Below are 23,747 nucleotides of genomic sequence, written 5' to 3'. Positions count from 1 at the left end.
GCTAGGGCAGGAGGCCGCCGGTCGCGTCGTCGAGCGTGCCGCCGGTCAGGCCGTCGACGGTGCCGGTCACCTCGCCGATGAGCCCGCCCGTGGCGTCGTCGGCGCCCGAGGTGAGGCCGCCGAGCGCGCCGCCGGTCGCGTCGTCGAGCTGGCCGGACAGGGTGCCGGTCGTGTCGGTGAGTCCGTCGGTGACGCCGTCGGTCGTGCCGGTCACGGTGTCGGTGAGGCCGTCGGTGGCGTCTGCGGCGTCGTCGGTGAGCTCCTTCACCGGCTTGGTCGGCTCGGGCTTGGCGGGACCGGTGCCGGTCGGGTCGGGGGCGAGCGAGGACGGGTTCGGCGCGAGCGTGGTCGACGGCAGGGTGGTCGGCACGACCTGCTGCGGGTCGAGCGCCTCGGGCACGGTGATGCCGGTGAGGTCCTGCCCCGAGATCGGCGCGCCCTCGAGGGTCAGCTGGTCGGTGTCGAGGCCGGCCAGCAGGCCGGTGGACGGCGCGCTGGTCAGCAGGAAGTCGGGCGTCGTGGTGATGCCGCCGGTGCAGCCGCGGCAGGCGCTGCTCACCTCGAGGTCGAGGTCGGCGAGCGTCCGGCCCGCGGCGAGCAGCTCGTCGCGTGCGCTCTCCGGCAGCTCGCCCTGGAGGCGCTCGAGGCGGTCCATGCTCGTGGCGGTGAAGTCGCGCGCCACCTGCGCGTCGCTGGCGTCGCCGGTGGCCTCGTAGGAGACGAGCAGGCTGCGCACGCCGTCGCTCGACTGGCGGGTGAAGGAGTCGAGCGTGTCGGGCACCAGCTGGTCGCGACCGGCGTCGTCGGCGGCCAGCTCCTCGACCTCGGTGAGGCGGGTCCCGGCCTGCGCCAGCAGGGTGCGACCGCGGTCGGCCTCGTCGGTGGCGAGGCGCACCTGCGCGGACTCGATGCCGCGCTTGACGCCGTAGAGCGACTCGCCGGGCAGGGCCGTCTGCGCCGCGACGGCCATGGTGGCCGCCGAGCCGGCGAGGGCGGCGGCGCCGAGGACGGCGCCGATGCGGCGCTGCCGGGTGCGCGACCGGGCGGGCATCGCCAGTCGCGACGGAGCCGCCGGCTGGCGCACCAGGGCGGTGTCGGCCTCCGCCATCAGGCGCTCGCGCAACGACGCCACGAACTCGGGCCGCGCGGTCACGGGCGGCACCGCCCGCAGGTCGGCCACGACCTCGAGCAGGTCGGCGTACGGCTCGGCGTCACGGCCCGCGGGCGGGGCCGAGGGGTCACGGGAGAGGAGTGCCTCGAACTCGTCGGCACGGCGTCGTGCCGAGAAGTGGGCTGTCATCGCGGTCGTCCTGTCTCACTGCTGGCGGGTGCTCCCACTGGGACGAACGAGCCAGACGAGGCAGGGGTTACGGGGTGTGTCACGCGTCTCTCAACCCCTCCGGCAGCAGCTTGGCGAGATTGCGTACGCCGCGCAGCTGGAGCTGCTTGACCGCGCCGTCGGAGCGGTCGAGGGCCTTCGCGGTCTCCGCGATCGACAATCCCTGAAGGAACCGCATGATGAGGCACTCGCGCTGCTCGACCGGCAGCTCGGTGAGCGCCTTGAGGAGCACCTCGTTGGTGAGGCCGGCGATGACCGCGCCCTCGGGGCCCTCGGTGGTGTCGTCGTGGGGGCTCATGTCCTCGGTGGTCAGCTCGAGGCGCGTGCGACCGGCCTTGAAGTGGTCCATCGTGAGGTTGCGGGCGATGGTCATCAGCCAGGCGCCGAAGTCCTTGCCCTGCCACCGGAAGCTGTTCATGCTGCGCAGCGCCCGGAAGAAGGTCTCCGAGGTGAGGTCTTCGGCGAGGGTCTGCGACCGCACGCGGTAGTAGAGGAAGCGGTAGACCGAGGCCTGGTAGTGGTCGTAGAGGAGGCCGAACGCCTCCTTGTCGCCGGCGCGGGCGAGCTCGACGAGCGCGATCAGCCGCTCGCGCTCGGCCTCGTCGACCTCCGAGGACGTCGCCCGGTCCTCGTCGCCCACGGCGCCGCCGGAGCCACCGGGTGAGGTGGTCCCACCTGACGTCGCACCCGGGGCGGCGGTCTCGGCGAGCAGCACGTGACCGGCCGGCACGAGCGCCGGCTCCATCGACAGCCCGAGGGCGGGCCGCGGCGCGAGGGCAGCGACGACCGCGCGCCGTAGCGCGTCCATGCCGTGCTCGAAGGCACGATCAAGGTCGTTCGTCGACCGCATGCGGTGTCCCCTCCCGGTTGCAGCATCATCCACGATAGGGGCCCGGGTCGGCCTTGTGAACCCGTGAGTAACTTCCAGTTACATCGTCAGGCGGGGTGGTCGCGCCGGCGCAGGCTGGCCCCGGCCGCGACCGCGCCCGTCACCGCGCCCGCGACGGCGGCGCCGAAGAGGCCGACACGAGCGGCCTTGCGCCCCGTGCGGTAGTCGTGGATGCGCCAGCCGCTGGCCCGGGCGTGGGCGCGCAGCCGGGCGTCGGGGTTTATGGCGCACGGGTCGCCGACGAGCGAGAGCATCGGGAGGTCGTTGCTGGAGTCGGAGTAGGCCGAGCAGCGGCCGAGGTCGAGGCCCTCGCGCTCCGCGAGGGCCTTGATCGCCTCGGCCTTGGCCGGCCCGTGCAGCAGGTCGCCGACCAGCTGCCCGGTGTAGACCCCGTCCACGTGCTCGGCGACCGTGCCCAGGGCACCGGTGAGGCCGAGCCGGCGCGCGATGATGCTGGCGATCTCGATCGGCGCCGCCGTCACCAGCCAGACCCGTTGCCCCTCGTCGAGGTGGAGCTGCGCCAGGGCGCGGGTGCCGGGCCAGACGCGGTGGGCCATCGCCTCGTCGAAGATCTCCTCGCCCAGCTCCTCGAGCTCGGCGGTGGTGTGGCCGGCGATGAACGACAGCGCGGAGTTGCGGGCCTCGGCCACGTGCTCGGGGTCCTCGACGCCGACGATGCGGAAGTAGGCCTGCTTCCAGGCCGCCGAGGCGATCTCCCTCGTGGTGAAGAACCGGCGACGGTGCAGCCCGCGCGCGAAGTAGAAGATGCTCGCGCCCTGCATGACGGTGTTGTCGACGTCGAAGAAGGCAGCAGCGGTGGGGTCGCTGGGCATCGTGAGGGCGCTCTCGACCTCCGCGGACGCCGCCGCGGCCTCGCCTGCGAGGGCCGAGCGCTGCTGCAGGTTGAGGCGCCGGGGTCGCTCGGACGGTGTCACCCGTCAAGCCTAGCCTCGCCCGCCTCCGACGCAGGCCGGCTGTGGAAGGATCGAGGCATGCCGCGCAACGACATCTCCGCGTTGGTGGCCGAGGCTGCCGACGACGTCCCCGACCGGCAGGCCCTCGTCGAGAGCGGCGGCCGCTCGCTCACCTGGGCCGGGCTCGAGGACGAGGTGAGCCGCCTCGCGACCGGCCTCGGGACGCACGGCGTACGCGCCGGGCAGCGGGTGATGATCGCCGTCGGCAACCGCATCGAGTTCGTCACCACCTACCTCGGCGTGCTCCGCGCCCAGGTCGTCGCCGTCCCGGTCAACCCGCGCTCCACGCCCGGTGAGCTCGCCCGGATGGTCGCGGACTCGGGCACCCGCCTCGTTTTCGCGGACGAGACCGCGCTCGACGCCGTACGCGCGGCGCTGGACGAGCTCGATCCCGACGTCGCCCGGCCGACGGTCGTCGTCACCGGCACCGCCCCCGGCGAGGGCGAGCTCGCCCTCGACGACCTCCGCGCGGACGTCGTACGACCCGTGCCGCCGCTGCCGGACCCCGAGAAGCTCGCCGCCCTGCTCTACACCAGCGGCACCTCTGGGTTGCCCCGCGCTGCGATGCTCAGCCACCGGGCGCTGCTCGCCAACATCGAGCAGGTCGCCGCAGTGCAGCCGCCGATGATGCACGGCGACGACGTCGTGCTGGGGGTGCTGCCGCTCTTCCACGTCTACGGCCTCAACGCCGTGCTCGGCGGCGTGCTCCGACATCGCGCCCGGTTGCTGCTGGTCGAGCGCTTCGACCCGCAGTCGGTGCTCGACCTCATCGACGACGAGGCGTGCAGCGTCGTACCGATCGCTCCGCCCGTCTTCGCCCACTGGCTCCCCGACGAGCACCTGCGCGAGCGGCTCGGACCGGTCCGGCTGGTGCTGTCGGGGTCGGCGCCGCTGGAGCCCGAGGTGATCGAGCAGTTCACGTCGATCACCGGCATCCCCGTGCACCAGGGCTACGGGCTCACCGAAGCGTCGCCCGTCGTGACGAGCACGCTCTGCAGCCACGAACCGCGGGCCGGATCGGTCGGCGCGGCGCTGCCGGGCATCGAGCTGCGCCTGGTCGACGAGACGTGGGGGCAGGTCGAGGGGGAGGACCCCGGCCAGATCCAGGTGCGCGGCGACAACCTCTTCAGCGGCTACTGGCCCGACGGTGCCGACGGCCCGGACGCCGACGGCTGGTACGCCACCGGCGACGTCGGCTTCCTCGACGCGAGCGGCGACCTGTTCCTCGTCGACCGGGTCAAGGAGCTCATCATCGTCAGCGGCTTCAACGTCTACCCGACCGAGGTGGAGGACGTGATCCGGGAGGTCGACGGCGTCGCGGACGCCGCCGTCGTCGGCGCGCCCGACGAGGAGACCGGAGAGGCGGTCGTGGCCTACGTCGTGCCGGTCGGCGGCGTCGCGGGCGGTCGCACCCACCTCGAGGACGCGGTCCGCGCCCATGCCGTCGTCCGCCTCGCGCGATTCAAGCGGCCGGCCCGCATCGAGGTCGTCGACGAGCTGCCCCTCACCGCCACGGGCAAGGTGCAGAAGGGCCGGCTGCGGGGGCTCGAGCGACGTCGCGTGCAGGGGCTGCTCCCGTGAGCACCCCGACGGGCAGCGCCCGGGTCACGCTCTACACCCGCCCCGGCTGTCACCTCTGCGACGCCGCCCGGGAGGTCGTCGCCTCGGTGTGCGACGACCTGGGGGAGTCCTTCGAGGAGGTCGACATCACCACCGACGACGAGCTCGAGGACCGCTTCGGCGAGGACATCCCGGTGACCTTCGTCGACGGCCGGCAGCACGACTTCTGGCGCGTCGACGAGACCCGGCTGCGCACCGCGCTGGGAGCGTGACGGCCGCGTCATCCTCCCGGGGATGCCGCCGGCGCCGTGACGCGTTGGAGCAGGGGTGAGGCTCTCCCTGCTCGACCGCTCCAGGACGCGCGCCGGCGCGTCCGACGCCGCCGCCCTCGAGGCCACCGTGGCCAGGGCCGTGCACGCGGAGCGCGTCGGCTACGACCGGTTCTGGGTCGCCGAGCACCACGCCGTGCCCGGCATCGCCTCGGGGACGCCGGCCGTCCTCCTCGCCGCCATCGGCGCGCGGACCGACCGCATCCGGATCGGCTCGGGCGGGGTGATGCTGCCGCTGCACCAGCCGCTGGTGGTCGCCGAGCAGTTCCTGGTGCTCGACGCCCTGCACCCGGGGCGGGTCGACCTCGGCCTCGGCCGGTCGCACGGCTTCACGCCGCCCGTGCGCCGCGCGCTGCGTCGCGACCACGAGGACGGCGACGGCTTCGAGGACGACCTCGTCGAGCTCCGGGGCTACCTCGAGGGCACCGCCGAGGTGACCGCCCGCCCGGCCACCGGCAGCCCGGTGCCGATGCACCTGCTCGCCACCGGACACGGGCTCGAGGTCGCGGCGCGGCTGGGCCTGCCCGTCGTCGTGGGTGGACCGATCCTCGGCTCCGACGAGCTCGCCGGTGCGCTCGCCCGCTACCGCCGGTCGTTCGTGCCGCACGCGGGGAGCGCCCCGCGGGTGACGATCTCGCTGGACGCGCTCGTCGCCGACGACGACGCCACCGCGCGCGAGCTCGCCCTGCCCGAGGCCTGGGCGATGGCGGTGTCGCGCCAGACGGGGGAGTTCCCGCCGCTCGAGAGCGTCGCGGCCATCCGTGACGCGACCTGGTCGGGGCAGGTACGACGACGGGTCGAGGCCTCGCTCGACCGTGCGGTCGCCGGCAGCCCGGCGACGGTGCGCCGCCGCCTCGAGGCCATGGCCGAACGCACGGGAGCCGACGAGCTGCTGGCGAGCACCTCGACCCACGACCGCGACGCACTCCTCGCCTCGGACCGGATGCTCCGGGAGGTCGTGGGGTGACGGGGTGAGCGACGTCGCGGGGGGTCAGGTGGGGTCGGGAAGCAGGAACGACCCCGTCACGATCCACCAGGCGGCGTCCAGTGCCATGACCGCTCCGGCGACCGCGAGTGCGGCGGTGCCCAGGTGCGCCAGGAAGGGGCGGGCCCGGGGCATGAGGTCGCGCAGCCACGTCACTGCGCGGTCGTGCCTCCGCAGGGTGATGGCGACGGCCAGCGCGACGAGCGGCAGCTGGCTCACGACGATCCACGTCGCGTGCGCCGCGACGACGGCGGGAACCGGCTCCCCGCGCCCGGCGATGACGACCAGGCCGACGAACGTGGGGTCGAGCGGGGCCGAGAGCGCGAACAGGACGCCGCCTCCCAGCAACGCCGTACCTGTCCGGCCCTTCTTCGCTGGCCGCGGCGGCCGGACCTCAGGCCGACGGATCCGCAACGCTGCCCAGCCGAGGAGCGCGACGGCGAGCAGGGCCTCGATCGTCGCCCCCAGCCAGTCGGGCGGCAGCGCAGAGGCCCAGTCGAAGTCCTGCAGCCGCTGACCGAGAGTCAGCGAGAGGGCCGTGCCGAGGAGCGCGGTGCCAGCGACGACGATGGCCGTGAAGATCAGCACCGTCCGCTCGCGACCACCTGCGGCGAGGGCACCCAGCGCCAGCAGCAGGCCGGCAGGATCGATCCCGGCGACCCCGAGCGCCACGGCGGTGACGAGCAGCTCGGGCACGACCCGAGCGTACGGAGTGGCGGGTCGTGCCTCGGGGCCCTTCCGGTTTCGGTGGGGTCAGGGCATGCCGGTGGCCCCGCTACCTGGTGGGTGGCGGGGTGCGGGGCGGGGTCATCGTCGGCGGGGGCGTGGGATGCCGGGCGGATCCAGCGCTGCGGCTGGGTCGAGCGCGCTGGTCGGGGAAAGCGTAGTGGCGCCCGTCACGAGATCCCGTTCCGGCTCGATGCGTTCGGTGCCGGTGTGGTCGCGGCGGTACCGGTGCCCGTGCGGGCTGGTCCACTCGAAGGTGCCGGGCGCGACCATCTCGTAGCGCCAGGCCGAGTGCGTCTTCAACCGGTGGTGGAACCGGCACAGGCAGGCCAGGTTCCACGTGGCGGTGGGTCCGGGCTGTTCGCGTCCTTCTGCGGCGGCGTCGGGGTCGTGCGGGATGACGTGGTCGATGTCGGCTCGCCGCGCCGGGCGCGTGCACCAGGGGAAGACGCAGGTGCGGTCTCGGAGAATCACCTGCTCGCGCAGCCTGTCGGGCACCTTGTAGGCCTCGGTCGCCAGGTCGGCGTTGAGGTCGATGACGGGCTTGATGGTGACCCTGGTGCGGGTGTCGGCGCACCACGACTTGATCTGGTCGAGCAGCACCAGCCGCTGGCCTTCCTCGAGCCGGCCGGTGGGCCCGAACACCGTCGACAGACCGTCGAGGGTGGCGTCGAAGTGGGCGTGCAGCACGACTTCCCGCGCGGCCGGCAGCCCGTCGGGGACGGCGCCCGTGGCGCTGTCGCTGTCGGTGTCCGTGCTGCTGTCGGGGTCCGTGCTGGTGCCGGTGGTCTGGGCTGCGGTGCCGGTGCCTCGGGTGTGGAGGTCGAGGGCGGTCTGGGTGCGGGCCAGGTCCCCGAGAGCCTTCGCGCGTCGGACGTTCAGCGACTCCGTGGAGCCCAGTGCCTTCAACGTGGCCGCACCGTGGACGAGGGCGCGGTCGACGTCGAGGGCGTCGGCGATGCCGAGCTCGGCCTCCATCCGCATCGTGCCGGCGTAGTGCACGTCCTGGGTGTCGATGCTGGCGTGGCGGGGGTCGACGTAGAGCCAGCCGTCCTCCGGATCCTTCGTCGGGTCGGGGGCGGCGAGGTCGTAGCGCTTGATGGCTTCGGCGACGAGCCGGTCGAGCTGGGCGGGGCCGACCTTCCCGGCCACGACGGCGACCTGCGCGTCGACGAACGCCGCAGCCTCACGGGTCAACGACGGGGAGGAGTGGATGGTGGTCTCCGCGACCAGCCGGGCCCGCCACGCCGGCACCCGGCCGGCGTGCACCTGCGCCCACAGGCGGGGCAGGCGGTGCCGCAGCTCGAGGGCGTGGCCGATGAGCTTCTTCGCCGCCGTCGTCGAGATCCCGAGGACGCTGCCGAGCTCGGCGACGCAGAACTCCGCCACCAGCGGGCACCCCTCACCCGCGATGGGCTCCTCATGCTCACGACCGCCAGCAGGGAGAGAGAACACGGCCGCTTCGTGGATCGACTCCGGCGGGTGCAGGTCCGCCCACTGCGCAGCGATCGTGAGAAGGTCGGCCGCAGCCCGGTCCTCGGTCGCCTTGCGGTCGCGGGCGAGCGCGAGCAGGTCACGGGCGGTGAGGTCCTCGACCTCACCTGCTCCGGGCCCTGCCAGCACTTCGATCATGTGTTCGACCCTACGCTCGACCACCGACAACGACCCCCTGTGATGTCTCAGGACATCGGTGACACTTCCGGGGGTTTGGGGGGCATGCCCGGAGGTCTGCCGTTGCCGACGTAGGTCACTCCTGGTGCTGGACGGGTGTGCTCGATGAGGATCTCGCCGTCCAGATCGGTGATGGTGAGGTCGTTGCCGTCCATGACGACCAAGACGTGGGCGAGTCCGTAGCGGCCGCCGATGAGGTAGGTGACGGAGTCCAGCCTGAAGGTGCCCGCGGTGCTGAGCCTCTTCAGCACGGTGTCGGCGGGTAGATTCGGGGGTTGTTGCACCCGGGGCCGTCGGAACGCGTCGCTCACCGGTGGCTCGCGACGTGGCCGGTCGGGCTTGGGGCGTGGTGGATCGGCCTTCGCGGTGGCCTGCCATGCAGTGTGCGGGGTGACCCGACCCGGCAGCCCCTGATGAGGACGCTGGGTGTTGTAGATGAGGTCGAACGCGTCGACCTGTGCCTGCAGTTCGGCCAGCGTGCTGGCCAGCGGCTGCTTGTCGAGGTAGCGGAACAGGGTCTGGTGGAAGCGTTCGTTCTTGCCTTGGGTGGTCGGCTTGTAAGGCTTGCCGGTGAGCGCCTCGACACCCAGCGAGGAGACGTGCTCCACGAGCTGGCCCAGGTGACCGCGACGTGAGGGATTGAGCGCCGCCCCGTTGTCGGACAGCAGCCGCTGTGGCACACCGTGGGCAGCCACGGCCTTATCGAACACGACGATCGCGTCCGCCGCGTTCTCGCTCCGCGCGACGTGTGAGGCCACCGCATAGCGGGAGTGGTCATCGACGAGCTGGAAGATCACCCAGCTCCGCCCGCCGGTCAGGACGTACTCGGTGGCATCGAGCTGCCAGCACGCGTTCGGTGCCGGGTAGACGAACCGACGCCATGCCGAGCGGGGCTTCTTGCGCGGCTCGAATCGAGCCACGCCGGACTCGCGGAAGATTCGGGCCAACGACGCAATCGAGGGCACCGGGGTCAGGCCCATCGTCTGCATCTTGTCGTGCACGCTGATCGGGCCATGGTCCAACCCAGAGGACTCCAACGCGGCTCGCACGTCGAGGGCTTGCGCCTTGACCCCCTCAATCAGCCTCGACGGACTGGTCCTCGGCCGTCGGGTCCGAGGCTCGAGCACCGCCGCCGGCCCATCCTCACGAGCGCGCCTGCGTAGCTCGTAGAACGTCTTGCGGGAGATGCCGTGCTCGGCACAAAAGGTCGACACCGCACCGCGCGGCGCATCATCAGGCCACTGCGAGATCGCCAGACGGACACGGGGATCGAGGGGTTCATTCGCTGCCACCGACGCAGACTCAGGGCAGAAGTGTCACCACCAACACCATCCGAAGTGTCACCGATGTCCTGATACAGATTCGTCACCGATGTCCTGAGACATGACAGCCGACAACGACCCCCGATGGCGGGCAGGGCTGTGGACGAGTGCTCGCCGGTGTTTCGCACTGGTTTGGTGCCAGGACTTCGTCCCTCTCAACCAGCGAGGGTGGCGGGTGCTGGGTCTCGATACGCCCGCTCGTTCCTCGCGGGCTACTCGACCAACGGGGAACCAGAGGGGGCCGGGGTCTCGATACGCCCGCTCGTTCCTCGCGGGCTACTCGACCAACGGGGAACCAGAGGGGGCCGGGGTCTCGATACGCCCGCTCGTTCCTCACGGGCTACTCGACCAGCGAGGGCGGCTGCTCGACCGGCGGGGTTGGCGGGTCTCGATACGCCCGCTCGTTCCTCGCGGGCTGCTCGACCAGCGAGGTGAACGGACTGCTCGACCAAGGAGGCTCGCGGGCTGCTCGACCAAGGCGCCAGTACGCCCTCCGGGACCGTTCGCGCAAGTCGAGGGACCCCCGCTTCGGGTGGGTCTTCTCACATGTGCTAGCCGCCGCTCCTGCCGTTTTGTTCTCCCGTTCACAAACTCCTACAGTGGCGAAGTCACGCGAGGTTCGCGGGACTGGAAAGAAGCAGCTGTGACCGCACGGACCCCCGACTCTGCCCGGGACATTCCCGAGGCGACTGTCGCTCGGCTTCCCGTGTACCTGCGTGCCCTGACCGGCCTGGCCGAGGGCGGCACGACCACCTGCTCGAGCGAGGAGCTCGCCGCGACCGCGGGCGTCAACAGCGCCAAGCTGCGCAAGGACCTGTCCTACCTCGGCAGCTACGGCACGCGCGGCGTCGGCTACGACGTGGAGTACCTCCGCTACCAGATCGCCCGCGAGATCGGCGTGACGCAGGACTGGCCGGTCGTCATCGTCGGCATCGGAAATCTCGGTCACGCGCTCGCCAACTACTCCGGCTTCCGCAGCCGCGGCTTCCGGGTGGTCGCGCTCCTCGACGCCGACCCCGACCGCCACGACGAGGTGGTGGCGGGTCTCGACGTGCGCTCCTTCGAGGACCTCGAGGCGATCGTGAAGGAGGACGCCGTGTCCATCGGTGTGATCGCGACGCCCGCCGTCGCCGCCCAGTCCGTCGCCGACCGGATGGTCGCCGCCGGCATCACCAGCATCCTCAACTTCGCCCCGACCGTCCTGACCGTGCCGGACGGTGTCGACGTACGGAAGGTGGACCTCTCCATCGAGCTGCAGATCCTCGCCTACCACGAGCAGCGCAAGTCGATCGCTCCCGGATCGGAGGTCGTGTCGTGAGCGTCCTGGTCGTGGGCATCTCCCACAAGTCCGCGCCCGTCGAGCTGCTCGAGAAGCTCGCGCTCGACGGTGAGGGCACCACCAAGCTGATCGCCGACGTGATGGGCGGGGACCACGTGTCCGAGGCGACGGCGATCGTGACCTGCAACCGCCTCGAGGTCTACGCCGAGGTCGACCGCTTCCACGGCAGCGTCGAGGACCTCTCCGGCCTCCTCGTGGCGCGCGCCCAGCAGAGCACCGAGGCCCTGCTGCCGCACCTCTACGTCCACTACGACGAGGGCGCGGTCTCCCACCTCTTCCAGGTCGCCGCCGGCCTCGACTCGATGGTCGTCGGCGAGGGCCAGATCCTCGGCCAGACCCGCGAGGCGCTGCGCGTCGGCCAGGAGCACGGCACCGTCGGCCCGGCGCTCAACACCCTCTTCCAGCAGGCGCTGCGCGTCGGCAAGCGGGCGCACGCCGAGACCGACATCGACCGTGCGGCCCCGTCGCTGGTCACCGCCGCCCTCGAGCGCAGCACCGTGCCGGTCGACGGCGCGAAGGCGCTCGTGATCGGCGCCGGCGCGATGGCCTCCCTCGCGGTGGCCCACCTGTCGCGCAGCGGCGCCGCCAGCATCTCCGTGCTCAACCGGACCGCCGCCCGTGCCGACCGGCTGGCCGACGAGTACGCCGCCACGTCGGTGCCGCTCGACCGGCTGGTCGACGAGCTCGCCACCGCCGACATCGTGATCTCGTGCACCGGTGCCCCGGAGCCGCTCGTGCGCCTCGGGGACGTGGTCACGGCGCGGGGGAGCAGCGACCGGCCGCTGACCGTCATCGACCTGGCCCTGCCGCACGACGTCGACCCGTCGCTGGCCGACCTGCCGGGCGTCGAGCTGATCAACCTCGCCGGCCTCGCCGACGAGCTGCGCGGCCTCGAGGCCACCGCGGGCGTCGACGACGTACGCACCATCGTCGGGCAGGAGATCAGCGCGTTCCTGGCCGTACGACGCCAGGCGAGCGTGACGCCCACCGTGGTCGCCCTGCGCTCGATGGCCACCGCGGTGGTCGACGCCGAGATGGAGCGGCTGTCCGCGCGTCTGCCGGGTCTCGACGACGCCATGCGCGCGGAGGTGCTCCAGACCGTCCGTCGGGTGGCCGACAAGCTGCTCCACGAGCCGACCGTCCGGGTCAAGGAGCTGGCCGACGCCGAGCCCGCCGTGTCCTACACCGCTGCCCTGGCCGAGCTCTTCCGCCTCGACCCCGACGCGGTCGACGCCATCTCACGGGCGGAGGGCCAGCCATGAGCACCCCCGCGACCACCCGTCCCCTACGCCTCGGCACCCGCGCCTCCGCTCTGGCCACGACCCAGTCCGCCATGGTCGCCGACCTCGTCCGCGAGCGCCTCGGTCGCGAGGTCGAGCTGGTCGAGGTCTCGACCGAGGGCGACCGCAGCGCCGCCCCGCTCGCCCAGCTGGGCGGCACCGGCGTCTTCGTCAGCGCCCTGCGCGACGCGCTCCTCGACGGCACGGTCGACTTCGCGGTGCACTCGCTGAAGGACCTGCCGACCACCCCCGCCGACGGCATCGCGCTGGCCGCGATCCCGCCTCGGGAGGACCCGCGCGACGTCGTCGTCGCCCGCGACGGCCTGACGCTCGGCGAGCTGCCCGTGGGCAGCCGCCTCGGCACCGGGTCGCCGCGCCGCGTCAGCCAGCTCGCCGCCCTCGGCCTCGGCCTGGAGCTGCACGGCATCCGCGGCAACGTCGACACCCGGATCCGCAAGGTCCGCAGCGGCGAGGTCGACGCGGTCGTCCTGGCCCGCGCCGGCCTGGCGCGCCTGGGCCGCCTCGACGAGGTCACCGAGGTCCTCGACCCCCTCCAGATGCTGCCCGCGCCCGGCCAGGGTGCGCTCGCCGTCGAGTGCCGCTCCGGCGACACCGAGCTCGTCGCGGCGCTGGCGCGGCTGGACGACCCCGCCACGCGCGCCGCCGTCACGGCCGAGCGCGCGGTGCTGTCCACCCTCGAGGCCGGCTGCTCGGCCCCGCTGGGTGCCCTCGCCGACGTCGTCGAGGGCGAGGACGGTGAGGAGCTGTGGCTGCGCGCCGTGGCCCTGTCGGAGGACGGCGGCCTCTCGGTGCGGATGAGCACCACCGGCCCCGTCGCCGAGGCCGCACAGATCGGAACACGCCTCGCGAGCGACATGCTCGCCGAGGGAGCAGCAGACCTGATGGAAGCACCACCAGTGAGGAATCAGCACGCATGACGCGAGTACAGACCCCCCAGGCCAGCACCGCGCCCACCCCGGCCCAGGGCTGGGTGTCGTTCGTCGGCAGCGGACCCGGTGACCCGGGACTGCTGACGGTGCGAGCCGTGGAGCTCCTCCAAGGTGCCGAGGTGATCGTGACCGAGGCCCCCGAGCACGTCGCCCTGGTCCGCCAGGTCCTCGGCCTCGTCGAGGGCCCCGACGGCCTCGTCGGCGGTCCGGAGATCGTCGACGGCGGCTTCGGCGAGGACGGCCAGCCCCTGACCCACGCGGCCCGCGCCAAGGTCGTCGTACGCCACGGCAAGAAGCAGCGTGTCGTCCGCCTGATGACCGGCGACCCGTTCCTCTACGCCTCCGGCCCCGAGGAGGCGCAGGCCTGCGTCAAGGCGGGCGTCGGCTTCGAGGTCGTCCCCGGTGTCTCCTCGGTGAGCGCGGTCCCGGCCTACGCCGGCATCCCGCTGACCACCAAGCGCCACAAGGAGATGGCCGTCGTCACCTGCGGGGACAAGGTCGACTGGAGCGCCTACGCCGACGACCGCACCCTCGTGCTGCTCTCCGGCGTCGGCAGCATCGGCGAGACCGCCGCCGCGCTGGTCGAGGCCGGCCGCTCGCCCGAGACGCCGGTCGCGATGACCCGCGTCGGCACCACGACCGAGCAGCAGACCCTCATCTCCACCCTCGCCGACGTGGCGGCCGACGCCCGCGCGGCGCGCATCGCACCGCCGGCGATCATCGTCATCGGTGACGTGGTCGACCTGCGCCAGACGCTGTCGTGGTTCGAGACCAAGCCGCTCTTCGGCTGGCGCGCGCTGGTGCCCCGCACCAAGGAGCAGGCCGGGTCGCTGTCGCGCCGGCTGCGCGAGTACGGCGCCGTGCCCGAGGAGGTGCCGACCATCTCGGTCGAGCCGCCGCGCAACCCGCTCCAGATGGACAAGGCCGTCCGCGGCCTCGTCGAGGGCCGCTACGAGTGGATCGCCTTCACCTCGGTCAACGCGGTCAAGGCCGTGCGGGAGAAGTTCGAGGAGTACGGCCTCGACGCCCGCGCGTTCTCCGGCCTGAAGATCGCGGCGGTGGGTGACAAGACCGCCCAGGCGATCGCCGACTGGGGCCTGCGCGCCGACCTCGTCCCGTCCGGCGAGCAGTCCGCCGCCGGCCTGCTCGAGGACTGGCCGCCCTACGACGAGGTGCTCGACCCGATCAACCGGGTCTTCCTGCCCCGCGCCGACATCGCGACCGAGAACCTCGTCGCCGGCCTGGTCGACCTCGGCTGGGAGTGCGACGACGTCACCGCCTACCGCACGGTGCGGGCCACCCCGCCGCCGGCGCCGGTGCGTGACGCCATCAAGACCGGCAAGTTCGACGCGGTCGTCTTCACCTCGTCCTCGACGGTCCGCAACCTCGTCGGCATCGCCGGCAAGCCGCACCCGTCGACGATCATCGCCGTCATCGGGCCGCAGACGGCCAAGACCGCCGAGGAGCACGGCCTGCGGGTCGACGTGCTGGCCCCCACGCCCGACGTGGAGGTCCTCGTCGACGCGCTCGCCGACTTCGGTGCGTCGCGACGCCTCGCCATGATCGAGGCCGGCGAGCCGGTGACGCGCCCGAGCGAGCGCACCGCCTCGGGTCGCCGCAAGGCCCGCGCCAAGTAGCAGCCCGCGCGCGCCGCGTAGCCGCCCCCGAGCGGTGAGTGAGGGGGATTCCGGACGCCCGGGATCCCCCTCACTCACCTCCGGGGTACGCGACGCGCCGATGTCACCCGACGAGCGGTGTGACAGGGGGACTTCCGGGACCGGGAATCCCCCTCACGCACCGCTGGGGGAGGATGGATGCCGTGACCGAGGAGACGCACGTCCAGGGCCCGACCATCCGACCCCGGCGGCTGCGGCGCACCCCAGCGCTGCGCCGCATGGTCGCCGAGACCCACGTGGTGCCCAGCTCGCTGGTCCTGCCGGTCTTCATCCGTGAGGGCCTCGCCGAGCCGCACCCCGTCTCCTCGATGCCCGGTGTGGTCCAGCACTCCCGCGACTCCCTGAGGCGGGCCGTCACCGAGGCCGCCGAGCTCGGCCTCGGCGGGGTGATGCTCTTCGGCATCCCCGAGCACAAGGACGCCACCGGCTCCGGCGCCATCGACCCGGCCGGCGTGCTCAACCTCGCCATCACCGACGTCGTCGCCGAGGTGGGCGACCAGCTCACGGTCATGTCCGACCTGTGCCTCGACGAGTTCACCGACCACGGCCACTGCGGCCTGCTCACCCCCGACGGCGAGGTCGACAACGACCGAACCCTGGCGGCCTACGCCGAGATGGCGCTCGCGCAGGCCGCCGCCGGTGTCGACATGGTCGGCCCCAGCGGCATGATGGACGGCCAGGTCGCCGTCGTGCGCTCGGCGCTCGACGCCGCCGGGCACAGCCACGTGTCGGTGCTCGCCTACTCCGCGAAGTACGCCTCCGCCTTCTTCGGCCCCTTCCGCGAGGCGGTCGACTCCTCGCTCGTCGGCGACCGCCGCACCTACCAGCAGGACCCCGCCAACGCGCTCGAGGGCGTCCGTGAGGTGCTGCTCGACGTGGCCGAGGGTGCCGACATCGTCATGGTGAAGCCGGCCCTGCCCTACCTCGACGTCGTACGCCGCGTGCGTGACGCCGTCGACGTGCCGGTCGCCGCCTACAACGTCTCCGGCGAGTACGCCATGCTCGAGGCCGCGGCCGCCAACGGCTGGATCGACCGCGAGGCCGCCATCATGGAGACCCTGACCTCGATCCGCCGCGCCGGCGCCGACGTCATCCTCACCTACTGGGCCTCCGAGGCCGCCCGCCTGCTGCGCCGCTGAGTGCGCCCGGCCGCCGCCCGGTCAGGGGTTCATCAGGTCGGCGATGCAGGCGTTGAGGGCCGGCACGTCGAGCGCGGAGATCCCGCTGGCCAGGCACTGGGCCTGGGCCTCGGCGAAGGTCAGCGTCGCGGTGATGGTGTTGGTCGGCAGCGGCGGCAGCGTCGTGGTGAGCGTCTGCGACGGAGTGGTCGGGTCGATCGTGGGCACGACCGTCGGGTCCTTGGTCGGGTCCTTCGTGGGGTCCTTGGTCGGCGACGGCGACGGTTCCTGGGTGGGGCTGGGCGTCTGCGTCTGGGTCGGCGTGGGGGTCGGGGCCTGGGTGGGCGTCGGGTCCTTGGTCGGCGAGGAGTCGCCGTCCTTGCCGCCGCCGCCGTCGTCCTTGCCGCCGCCCTTGCCCCCGTCGTCGCTCTTCACGCCGGCGCCTGCGCCCTTCCCGCCGCCGGTGCCGGACGAGCCGGTGGGTGCGGGGGAGATCACGCCCGAGGTGAGGGTCGAGGTGGGCACGGCGCTGAAGTCGCCGTCCAGGTAGGCCTGCATGATCTCCAGCACCAGGTCGACGTAGGCGTTGGAGTGGTTGTAGCGGTAGACCGACGCCCGTTGGCCCTGTTCCGAGGACAGGTCGTCGTCGCCGGAGCACAGGTAGACGGCGGTCGCGAGGGCCGCGTCGTCGATGTCCTGCGGGTCGCGGGTGCCGTCGCTGTCGCCGTCGACGCCCACGACCGACCACGTCGAGGGGATGAACTGCATCGGTCCGACGGCCCGGTCGAAGCGGGTGTCGTCGTCGTACTGGCCGGCGTCGGTGTCGAGGATGCGCTGGGTGTCGTTCTTGCCGTCGAGCGCGATGCCGAAGATGCCCGGGCGGGCGACGCCGCGCTCGTCGAGGGCGTTGCCGCCGAAGCGGCCGTGGTCGGACTCGACGCGACCGATGGCGGCGATGAGCTCCCACGGCAGGTTGCAGCCCTTGTCGGCCTCGTTGATGACGGCCTCGGCGCGCTGGTAGGCCGACAGCGCGGCCTGGGGGATGTCGCTGGCGGAGCCCGGGGTGAGCGCGGCGGCACGGGTGACCGGGTCGCCCACGGTGGCCGGTGCCTCGATCGCCGCGGCCGGCAGGACGGTGCCGTCGGGGAGGGTCTGCGAGCCGTCGGGGTCGGCGCTCGCCGGGTCGACGCCCACGCCTGCGAGGTTGGCCGTCCACGCCGCGGAGAGGACCGCCAGCGGGATGATGGCGATCGCTCGGTGCAGTCGCGCGGAACTCGACATGTCGTGCTCTCCCCTTGGTCGGCGTGGGGTCCTCGTACCCCCTCGGGGCACGTCCACACCTCGTCAACGACGATTCGTCACCCCAAGTTACGCGCGAGTCGCCTGTGCGCCAACCCACAACGGGGGGAGCTGCGCGCGCACCGACTGGGGACTCTTTGCACTCCTGCGTGACAATGACCCGGTGACCTCCGCGACCATCCCCACGACGACCGCGGCCAGCGAGGCCTGGTTCGAGCGCGCCCGGGCCGTGACGCCCGGCGGCGTGAACTCGCCCGTCCGCGCGTTCACCGCGGTCGGCGGCACGCCGCGCTTCATCGCCTCGGCCTCAGGCGCCTGGCTCACCGACGTCGACGGCAACGACTACGTCGACCTGATCTGCTCGTGGGGGCCGATGCTGCTCGGGCACGCGCACCCCGACGTGCAGGCGGCCGTCGCCGGCGCCGTGGCCCGCGGTACGTCGTACGGCACCCCGACCGAGCCCGAGGTCGAGCTCGCCGAGGAGATCGTCGCCCGCACGCCGGTCGAGCGGGTCCGCTTCGTCTCCTCGGGCACCGAGGCGACCATGTCGGCGATCCGCCTCGCGCGCGGCGCGACCGGCCGCGACCTCGTCGTGAAGTTCGCCGGCTGCTACCACGGCCACGTCGACCCGCTGCTGGCCGAGGCCGGCTCCGGGATCGCGACGCTGGCGGTGCCCGGCACCAGCGGCGTGCCCGCGACGTCGGCCGCCGAGACGCTCGTCCTGCCCTACAACGACCGGGCCGCCGTCCAGGCGGCCTTCGAGGCCCACGGGTCGCGCATCGCGTGCCTCATCACCGAGGCCACCCCGGGCAACATGGGGGTCGTGCCCCCGGCGCCGGGCTTCAACGCCTTCCTCGCCGAGACCTGCCGCACCCACGGCGCCCTCTTCATCAGCGACGAGGTGATGACCGGCTTCCGGGCCACCGAGCAGGGCGGCTGGGGCCTCGACGGTGCCGTCGAGGGCTGGACGCCCGACCTGATGACCTTCGGCAAGGTGATGGGCGGCGGCTTCCCGGCCGCGGCGTTCGGCGGCCGCGCCGACCTGATGGCCCACCTCGCGCCCGAGGGCCCGGTCTACCAGGCCGGCACGCTCTCGGGGAACCCGGTGGCCACGACCGCCGGCCTCACCACCCTGAGGCTCGCGACGCCCGCGGTCTACGCACAGCTCGACGCGACCGCCCGCACCATCCGCGAGGCAGTGTCCGAGCACCTCCGGGCGGCCGGCGTCCCGCACGTCGTGCAGACCGCCGGCACCATGTTCTCGGTGTTCTTCCGCGACGGCGCGGTCCGCGACTTCGCCGAGGCGAGCCAGCAGGACACCGGCGCCTACGCCGCGTTCTTCCACTCGATGCTCGACCAGGGTGTCTACCTGCCCCCGTCGGCCTACGAGGCGTGGTTCGTCTCCGCGGCGCACGACGACCGGGCCGTCTCCGCCATCATCGACGCCCTGCCGGCCGCCTCGGTCGCGGCCGCCACGGCAGGAGGTCACTGACATGGGTGTCCAGACCATCGTCCACCTGCTGCGGCACGGCGAGGTGCACAACCCGGACGGCGTGCTCTACGGGCGGATGGACGGCTTCCACCTGTCCGACCTCGGCCAGCAGATGGCCCAGCGGATCGCCGACACGATCGGCGACCGCGACATCGCCCACCTCCGTACGTCGCCGCTGGAGCGCGCGCAGGAGACGCTCGCCCCGCTGGCGGCGCGGCTGGCGATGACGCCGCAGGTCGACCCGCGGGTGATCGAGTCGGGCAACAAGTTCCAGGGCGTCAACTTCGGCGCCGGCGCGAGGACGTTCCTCAAGCGTCCCGACCTGCTGCGCCACATGTACAACCCGTTCCGCCCGTCGTGGGGAGAGCCCTACGACGAGATCGCCGGCCGGATGGTGGCGGCGGTGCACGACGCGCGTGACGCCGCGGTCGGCCACGAGGCCGTCGTGGTGTCGCACCAGCTGCCGATCTGGACGACGCGGCTCTTCCTGGAGGGGCGCAGCTATCTCCACCACCCCAAGACCCGCCAGTGCACCCTGTGCTCGCTGACCAGCATCGTCTTCGACGACGACCGCGTGGTGCAGGTCCGCTACTCCGAGCCGGCCGGCGACCTGATCCCGGTGGCCGACCGCTCCGCCCCGTTCTCCGCCGGCGGTGCACCGCGGGAGGACCGGCCCTGACGCTCGCCCGCCTGCTCCGCGGCCCGGTCCTGGGTCTCGCCTGCCTGCTCGTGCTGGTGGGCTGCTCGAGCCTGTCCGGCACCGGCGACAAGGGCTACATCTCCGGCACCGGCGTGCCGACCGAGGTGGCGCCGGCCGACCGCGGCGAGCCCGTCGACCTCACCGGCACCGACCTCGAGGGCGGCGACGTGGACCTCGCCGACCTCCGCGGCGGGCCGGTCGTCGTCAACGTGTGGGCGTCCTGGTGCCCGCCGTGCATCAAGGAGCAGCCCGACCTCAACGAGGCGGCCGCCCTGCTGGGCGACGACGTGCAGTTCCTCGGGCTCAACATCCGCGACGCCTCGCAGGCCGACGCGGCGGCCTACGTCCGCGACCTCGACGTCCCCTACTCCTCGATCTACTCCGCCGACGGCTCGGCGCTGCTCCCGTTCGCCGGCACGCTGACGCCCCGGTCGATCCCGAGCACCGTCGTCCTCGACGCCGAGGGCCGGGTCGCCGCGTCCGTCAACGGCCGGATCCCGACCACGCAGACACTGGTCTCGCTCGTCGAGGCGGTGCTCGATGAGTGACTGGTTCCAGGCGACGGCTCTGTCCGGCTCGATGGTGTTGGCCCTGCCGGTCGCCCTCGCCGCCGGACTGATCTCGTTCTTCAGCCCCTGCGTCATCCCGCTCCTGCCCGGCTACCTGTCCTACGCCACCGGCATCTCCGGCGGCGACCTCGACCAGGCGCGCCGCAGCCGGATGGTGCTCGGCGCGACCCTGTTCGTGCTCGGGTTCTCGGTGGTCTTCGTGCTGCTCGGCAGCCTCACCGGCGCGGCCGGGGCGTGGCTGTTCACCCACACCCGCCAGCTCAACGTCGTCCTCGGCGTCATCACGATCCTGCTCGGCGTCGCGTTCCTCGGCGCCTTCGGCTTCCTCCAGCGCGACTGGCGCATCCACAAGGTGCCGGCCGTCGGCCTCGCCGCGGCGCCACTGCTGGGGTTCCTGTTCGGCGTCGGCTGGACGCCGTGCGTCGGCCCCACGCTCGCGGCGATCAACGTGCTGTCGGTCAACGAGGCCACCGCCGGCCGCGGGGCGCTGCTGTCGGCGGTCTTCGCCCTCGGCCTCGGCCTGCCCTTCATCGCCGCCGCGTTCGCCTACCGGCGGATGCTCGGCGCCTTCGCGGTCATCCGCCGGCACCAGCTGCTCGTCGTACGGCTCGGCGGCGTGATGATGATCCTCGTCGGCGTCCTGCTCGTCACGGGCTGGTGGGACCGCATCGTGCAGTGGCTCCAGCTGCAGGTCGTCCAGGGATTCACGGTGCCGGTGTGACCGACCTCAAGCCCGACCTCCGCCAGCGGCCGTCCGACGACCGCCAGGCGACCGCCCTGCCCGCCGACCTGACGGCCCGCGAGCTGGGGCGGTGGGCGTGGCGCCAGGTGACGTCGATGCGTACGGCGCTGGTGCTGCTCCTGCTCCTCGCGCTCGCGGCGATCCCGGGCTCGGTCATCCCGCAGGACAACATCGACTCCCTCGCGGTGTCGCAGTGGCGCGACAACCACCCGCGGCTCGCCCCGATCTGGGACCGGCTCGACCTGTTCGACGTCTACGGCTCGGTGTGGTTCTCCGCGATCTACATCCTGCTGATGATCTCGCTGGTCGGCTGCATCATCCCGCGCCTGTTCGTCTACGCGCGCGCCCTGCGCGCCAAGCCCCCGAGGGCGCCCCGCCACCTCTCGCGCCTGCCTGAGAGCACGTCCTACACGACCGACGAGGCACCCGACGTCGTGCTGGCCCGCGCGGCGCGCGTCGTGAGGGCGCGCCGCTTCCGCGTCCATCACGTCGAGGGGGAGGACGCGGTCGCCGCCGAGCGCGGCCACCTGCGCGAGGCCGGCAACCTGCTCTTCCACCTCGCCGTCATCGTCGTGCTGGTGGGGGTCGCCGCCGGCAGCCTGTTCGGCTACAAGGGCGGCGTCATCCTGCTCAACGGCGACGACTACGGCTTCTCCAACAACCTGACCCAGTACGACGACTTCGCGCCGGGCGCGCTCTTCGACCCCGACGTGATGGAGCCGTTCTCCTTCAGCATCACCGACTTCGACGTCGACTGGCTCACCGAGGGCAGCCGGGCCGGCATGGCCCGCGAGTTCGTCGCCTCGCTCGACTACGAGACCGAGCCCGGCGGCGAGACGAAGTCCTACGACCTCAAGGTCAACCACCCGCTGACCATCGGCGGCACCGACGTCTTCCTCATCGGGCACGGCTACGCACCGGTCATCACGATCCGCGACGGCGAGGGCGAGGTGGCCAAGAGCGGCCCGGTCGTCTTCCTGCCGACCAACGCGCAGACCTTCGAGTCCTTCGGCGTGGTCAAGGCGCCCTTCGCCCGCCCCGGGCAGATCGGCCTCGAGGGTGCGTTCTACCCGACCTTCTCGATGGGTCGCGACGCCAACGGCGACCTCACCATGCCGTCGTCGATCTTCGGCGCGCTGGGCGACCCGCTCATCTCGATGAGCCTGTGGACCGGCGACCTCGGCCTCCAGGACGGCTCGGCCTCGTCGGTCTACGTGCTCGACAAGGCCGGCGCGACCCAGGTGACGAAGGCCAACGGCCAGCCGTTCCGGATGGACCTGCGCCCCGGTGAGAGCGTCACCCTGCCCGACGACCTGGGCACGGTGACCTTCGAGGGCGTCCAGCGCTGGAACAAGATCCAGATCAGCCGCACCCCGGGCAAGCTGGTCGCCCTGGCCGGTGTCGTGCTGGCGTTGCTGGGCCTGCTGGGCTCGCTCTTCGTGCGACCCCGGCGCCTCTGGGTCCGCGCGCGGCGCCAGGACGACGGCACCACCCTGGTCGAGCTCGGACGGCTCGACCGGTCCTCGGGGGGCGACCCGGAGGACGGGGCGGCCGAGCTGGCCGAGGTCGTGGCAGCACTCCAGGACCCGACGGGCCCTGCGACGACGAGCAGCAACAAGGAGGAGCAGTCGTGACCGACGCACAGTGGGAGGTGTTCAGCTACCAGGGCGTGATCGCCGCCGCGGTGCTCTACTTCCTCGCGATGCTGGCCTACTTCGTCGAGCTGGCGAGCCTGCGGACGGCGACCAAGGAGGCGGAGCTCGCCACCGTCGCCGACCGTCCCGCGGGCGCGAGCAGCGCCGCCGGCGCCGCGCACCCGGGTGACGATCCAGCCGAGCCCAGCCGTCGTACGCAGGTGGCGGGTCGCCTCGGCCTGGTGCTGACCGTCTTCGCCGTGGTCGTCCACCTCGTCGCCCTGGTGGCGCGCGGCCTCGCCGCCGACCCCAACCGGGTGCCGTGGGGCAACATGTACGAGTTCACGATCTCCGGCACCTTCGTGGTGGCCCTGATCTTCGTGCTCACCGCGGTGCGCCTCGACGTCGAGTGGCTCGGCCCGCTGGTCTCGACGTTCGTCGTGGCCGCGCTGATGGCGGCGTTCCTCGGCCTCGACGACGCGGTGCTGCCGCTGCCCGACGCGCTGAACTCGCCCTGGCTGGTGATCCACGTCGTGTCGGCCGTGATCTCCACCGGCGCCTTCACCATCGGGGCCCTGCTCTCGGGGCTCTACCTCGTCAAGGAGCGCTCGACGGCGACCACCGGCTACCTCGCCCGGGTGCCCGAGCCCAAGGTGCTCGACCGGCTGTCCTACCGGATGCACGCCTTCGGCTTCCCGGTGTGGACCTTCGCCGTCCTCATCACCGGCCCGATCTGGGCGCACCAGGCGTGGGGGGCCTACTGGAACTGGGACCCCAAGGAGGTGTGGGCCTTCATCACGTGGGTGGTCTACGCCGCCTACCTGCACGCCCGCGCGACTGCAGGGTGGCGCGGCCGCAACGCCGCGGTGCTGGCGCTGGTCGGTGTCGCGACGCTGTGGTTCAACTTCATCGGCATCAACTTCTTCAGCTCCTCCAGCCAGCACTCCTACGCCGAGGGAGCGCGGCCGGAGAGGTCAGTCGTCCTCCGGCTTGCGGGGCCCGTCGAGGCCACGCAGGAAGTCGGGGTCGTCGTCGGGTCCGATCACCCGCGGGCGTGACGGACCGCCGCCGTCGAGGCGGCGCAGCGTCAGCCTGACGAGGAACCACACGACGACCGCGATGACGGCGACGACGAGCAGGACCTTCAGCATTC

At 72.6% G+C, this 23,747-nt stretch carries 22 protein-coding genes; 14 read left to right on the top strand and 8 right to left on the bottom strand.

The genetic code is table 11. The annotated features are described in order from the left end of the window. Position 1: 1 nt before the first annotated feature. The 3 genes from NCI01_RS08070 to NCI01_RS08060 all read right to left on the bottom strand — a co-directional run bounded on the left by NCI01_RS08070 (position 2) and on the right by NCI01_RS08060 (position 3,163). Entirely contained in the window at positions 2–1,300 is a 1,299-nt protein-coding gene (locus tag NCI01_RS08070; protein WP_254180962.1) for a DUF5667 domain-containing protein, read from the bottom strand. Between the two features lie 79 nt (positions 1,301–1,379). Next, positions 1,380–2,189, bottom strand: coding sequence for a sigma-70 family RNA polymerase sigma factor (locus NCI01_RS08065; RefSeq protein WP_254180961.1), 810 nt, complete (start codon positions 2,187–2,189; stop codon positions 1,380–1,382). 86 nt (positions 2,190–2,275) lie between these two features. Then, positions 2,276–3,163, bottom strand: a complete 888-nt coding sequence (locus NCI01_RS08060) for an HAD family hydrolase (RefSeq protein WP_254180960.1) — start codon at positions 3,161–3,163, stop codon at positions 2,276–2,278. 57 nt (positions 3,164–3,220) lie between these two features. Between NCI01_RS08060 and NCI01_RS08055 the strand changes: the two genes are divergently transcribed. From NCI01_RS08055 to NCI01_RS08045, 3 genes are read left to right on the top strand one after another with little or no spacing between them, the layout of a single operon-like run. Next, positions 3,221–4,783 (top strand): class I adenylate-forming enzyme family protein, encoded by a 1,563-nt coding sequence (locus NCI01_RS08055; protein WP_254180959.1) that lies wholly within the window; start codon positions 3,221–3,223, stop codon positions 4,781–4,783. Next, positions 4,780–5,034, top strand: a complete 255-nt coding sequence (locus NCI01_RS08050) for a glutaredoxin family protein (RefSeq protein WP_254180958.1) — start codon at positions 4,780–4,782, stop codon at positions 5,032–5,034. The genes NCI01_RS08055 and NCI01_RS08050 overlap by 4 nt, the downstream gene beginning before the upstream one ends. 55 nt (positions 5,035–5,089) lie before the next feature. Beyond that, a complete protein-coding gene (locus NCI01_RS08045) occupies positions 5,090–6,058 on the top strand; it encodes an MsnO8 family LLM class oxidoreductase (protein ID WP_254180957.1) in 969 nt (322 codons plus the stop codon). Between the two features lie 24 nt (positions 6,059–6,082). Here NCI01_RS08045 and NCI01_RS08040 read toward each other — a convergent pair whose 3' ends face one another. The 3 genes from NCI01_RS08040 to NCI01_RS08030 form a co-directional block, all read right to left on the bottom strand. After that, positions 6,083–6,772: a hypothetical protein gene (locus tag NCI01_RS08040; protein ID WP_254180956.1), complete on the bottom strand. Its 690-nt coding sequence runs from the start codon at positions 6,770–6,772 to the stop codon at positions 6,083–6,085. Positions 6,773–6,883: 111 nt separating this feature from the next. Continuing rightward, positions 6,884–8,434, bottom strand: a complete 1,551-nt coding sequence (locus tag NCI01_RS08035; RefSeq protein ID WP_254180955.1) for an HNH endonuclease signature motif containing protein — start codon at positions 8,432–8,434, stop codon at positions 6,884–6,886. A 47-nt stretch (positions 8,435–8,481) separates the two neighbouring features. After that, complete coding sequence (locus tag NCI01_RS08030) at positions 8,482–9,765, bottom strand: integrase core domain-containing protein (protein ID WP_443689963.1); 1,284 nt, start codon at positions 9,763–9,765, stop codon at positions 8,482–8,484. 673 nt (positions 9,766–10,438) lie between these two features. Between NCI01_RS08030 and NCI01_RS08025 the strand changes: the two genes are divergently transcribed. The 5 genes from NCI01_RS08025 (at position 10,439) to hemB (ending at position 16,179) form a co-directional block, all read left to right on the top strand. Then, on the top strand, positions 10,439–11,113 hold the full coding sequence (locus tag NCI01_RS08025) for a redox-sensing transcriptional repressor Rex (protein WP_254180954.1): 675 nt from the start codon (positions 10,439–10,441) through the stop codon (positions 11,111–11,113). Continuing rightward, the gene (locus NCI01_RS08020) at positions 11,110–12,396 is read left to right on the top strand and encodes a glutamyl-tRNA reductase (protein ID WP_254180953.1); all 1,287 of its coding nucleotides are present in this window, start codon (positions 11,110–11,112) and stop codon (positions 12,394–12,396) included. Before NCI01_RS08025 ends, NCI01_RS08020 begins: the two co-directional genes overlap by 4 nt. Next, positions 12,393–13,352: a hydroxymethylbilane synthase gene (gene hemC / locus NCI01_RS08015; RefSeq protein WP_254180952.1), complete on the top strand. Its 960-nt coding sequence runs from the start codon at positions 12,393–12,395 to the stop codon at positions 13,350–13,352. Before NCI01_RS08020 ends, hemC begins: the two co-directional genes overlap by 4 nt. Beyond that, entirely contained in the window at positions 13,349–15,001 is a 1,653-nt protein-coding gene (locus NCI01_RS08010) for a bifunctional uroporphyrinogen-III C-methyltransferase/uroporphyrinogen-III synthase (RefSeq protein WP_254180951.1), read from the top strand. The genes hemC and NCI01_RS08010 overlap by 4 nt, the downstream gene beginning before the upstream one ends. A 182-nt stretch (positions 15,002–15,183) precedes the next feature. Next, a complete protein-coding gene (hemB, locus tag NCI01_RS08005) occupies positions 15,184–16,179 on the top strand; it encodes a porphobilinogen synthase (RefSeq protein WP_308213201.1) in 996 nt (331 codons plus the stop codon). 21 nt (positions 16,180–16,200) lie between these two features. Here the strand turns inward: hemB and NCI01_RS22135 are convergent, their stop codons facing one another. Next, a complete protein-coding gene (locus NCI01_RS22135; protein ID WP_302181759.1) occupies positions 16,201–17,439 on the bottom strand; it encodes a lytic transglycosylase domain-containing protein in 1,239 nt (412 codons plus the stop codon). A 181-nt stretch (positions 17,440–17,620) separates the two neighbouring features. On the opposite strand from NCI01_RS22135, the gene hemL reads away from it, so the two are divergent. From hemL to ccsB, 6 genes are read left to right on the top strand one after another with little or no spacing between them, the layout of a single operon-like run. Further along, a complete protein-coding gene (gene hemL, locus NCI01_RS07995; protein WP_254180950.1) occupies positions 17,621–18,949 on the top strand; it encodes a glutamate-1-semialdehyde 2,1-aminomutase in 1,329 nt (442 codons plus the stop codon). Between the two features lies 1 nt (position 18,950). Next, complete coding sequence (locus tag NCI01_RS07990; RefSeq protein ID WP_254180949.1) at positions 18,951–19,628, top strand: histidine phosphatase family protein; 678 nt, start codon at positions 18,951–18,953, stop codon at positions 19,626–19,628. 50 nt (positions 19,629–19,678) lie between these two features. Next, entirely contained in the window at positions 19,679–20,197 is a 519-nt protein-coding gene (locus NCI01_RS07985) for a TlpA family protein disulfide reductase (protein WP_254180948.1), read from the top strand. Continuing rightward, positions 20,190–20,939, top strand: coding sequence for a cytochrome c biogenesis CcdA family protein (locus tag NCI01_RS07980; protein WP_254180947.1), 750 nt, complete (start codon positions 20,190–20,192; stop codon positions 20,937–20,939). The genes NCI01_RS07985 and NCI01_RS07980 overlap by 8 nt, the downstream gene beginning before the upstream one ends. Beyond that, complete coding sequence (gene resB, locus NCI01_RS07975; RefSeq protein ID WP_254180946.1) at positions 20,936–22,594, top strand: cytochrome c biogenesis protein ResB; 1,659 nt, start codon at positions 20,936–20,938, stop codon at positions 22,592–22,594. Before NCI01_RS07980 ends, resB begins: the two co-directional genes overlap by 4 nt. Then, positions 22,591–23,652: a c-type cytochrome biogenesis protein CcsB gene (gene ccsB, locus NCI01_RS07970; RefSeq protein WP_254180945.1), complete on the top strand. Its 1,062-nt coding sequence runs from the start codon at positions 22,591–22,593 to the stop codon at positions 23,650–23,652. Before resB ends, ccsB begins: the two co-directional genes overlap by 4 nt. Here the strand turns inward: ccsB and NCI01_RS07965 are convergent. After that, a complete protein-coding gene (locus NCI01_RS07965; protein ID WP_254180944.1) occupies positions 23,569–23,745 on the bottom strand; it encodes a hypothetical protein in 177 nt (58 codons plus the stop codon). The two genes, ccsB and NCI01_RS07965, sit on opposite strands and share 84 nt — an antisense overlap. Between the last annotated feature and the right edge of the window lie 2 nt (positions 23,746–23,747).

This window comes from Nocardioides pinisoli, assembly GCF_024199985.1.
GTDB lineage: Bacteria > Actinomycetota > Actinomycetes > Propionibacteriales > Nocardioidaceae > Nocardioides > Nocardioides pinisoli.
Note: the sequence above shows the minus strand (reverse complement) of the source record. Positions and strands in the feature narration are given on the sequence as shown.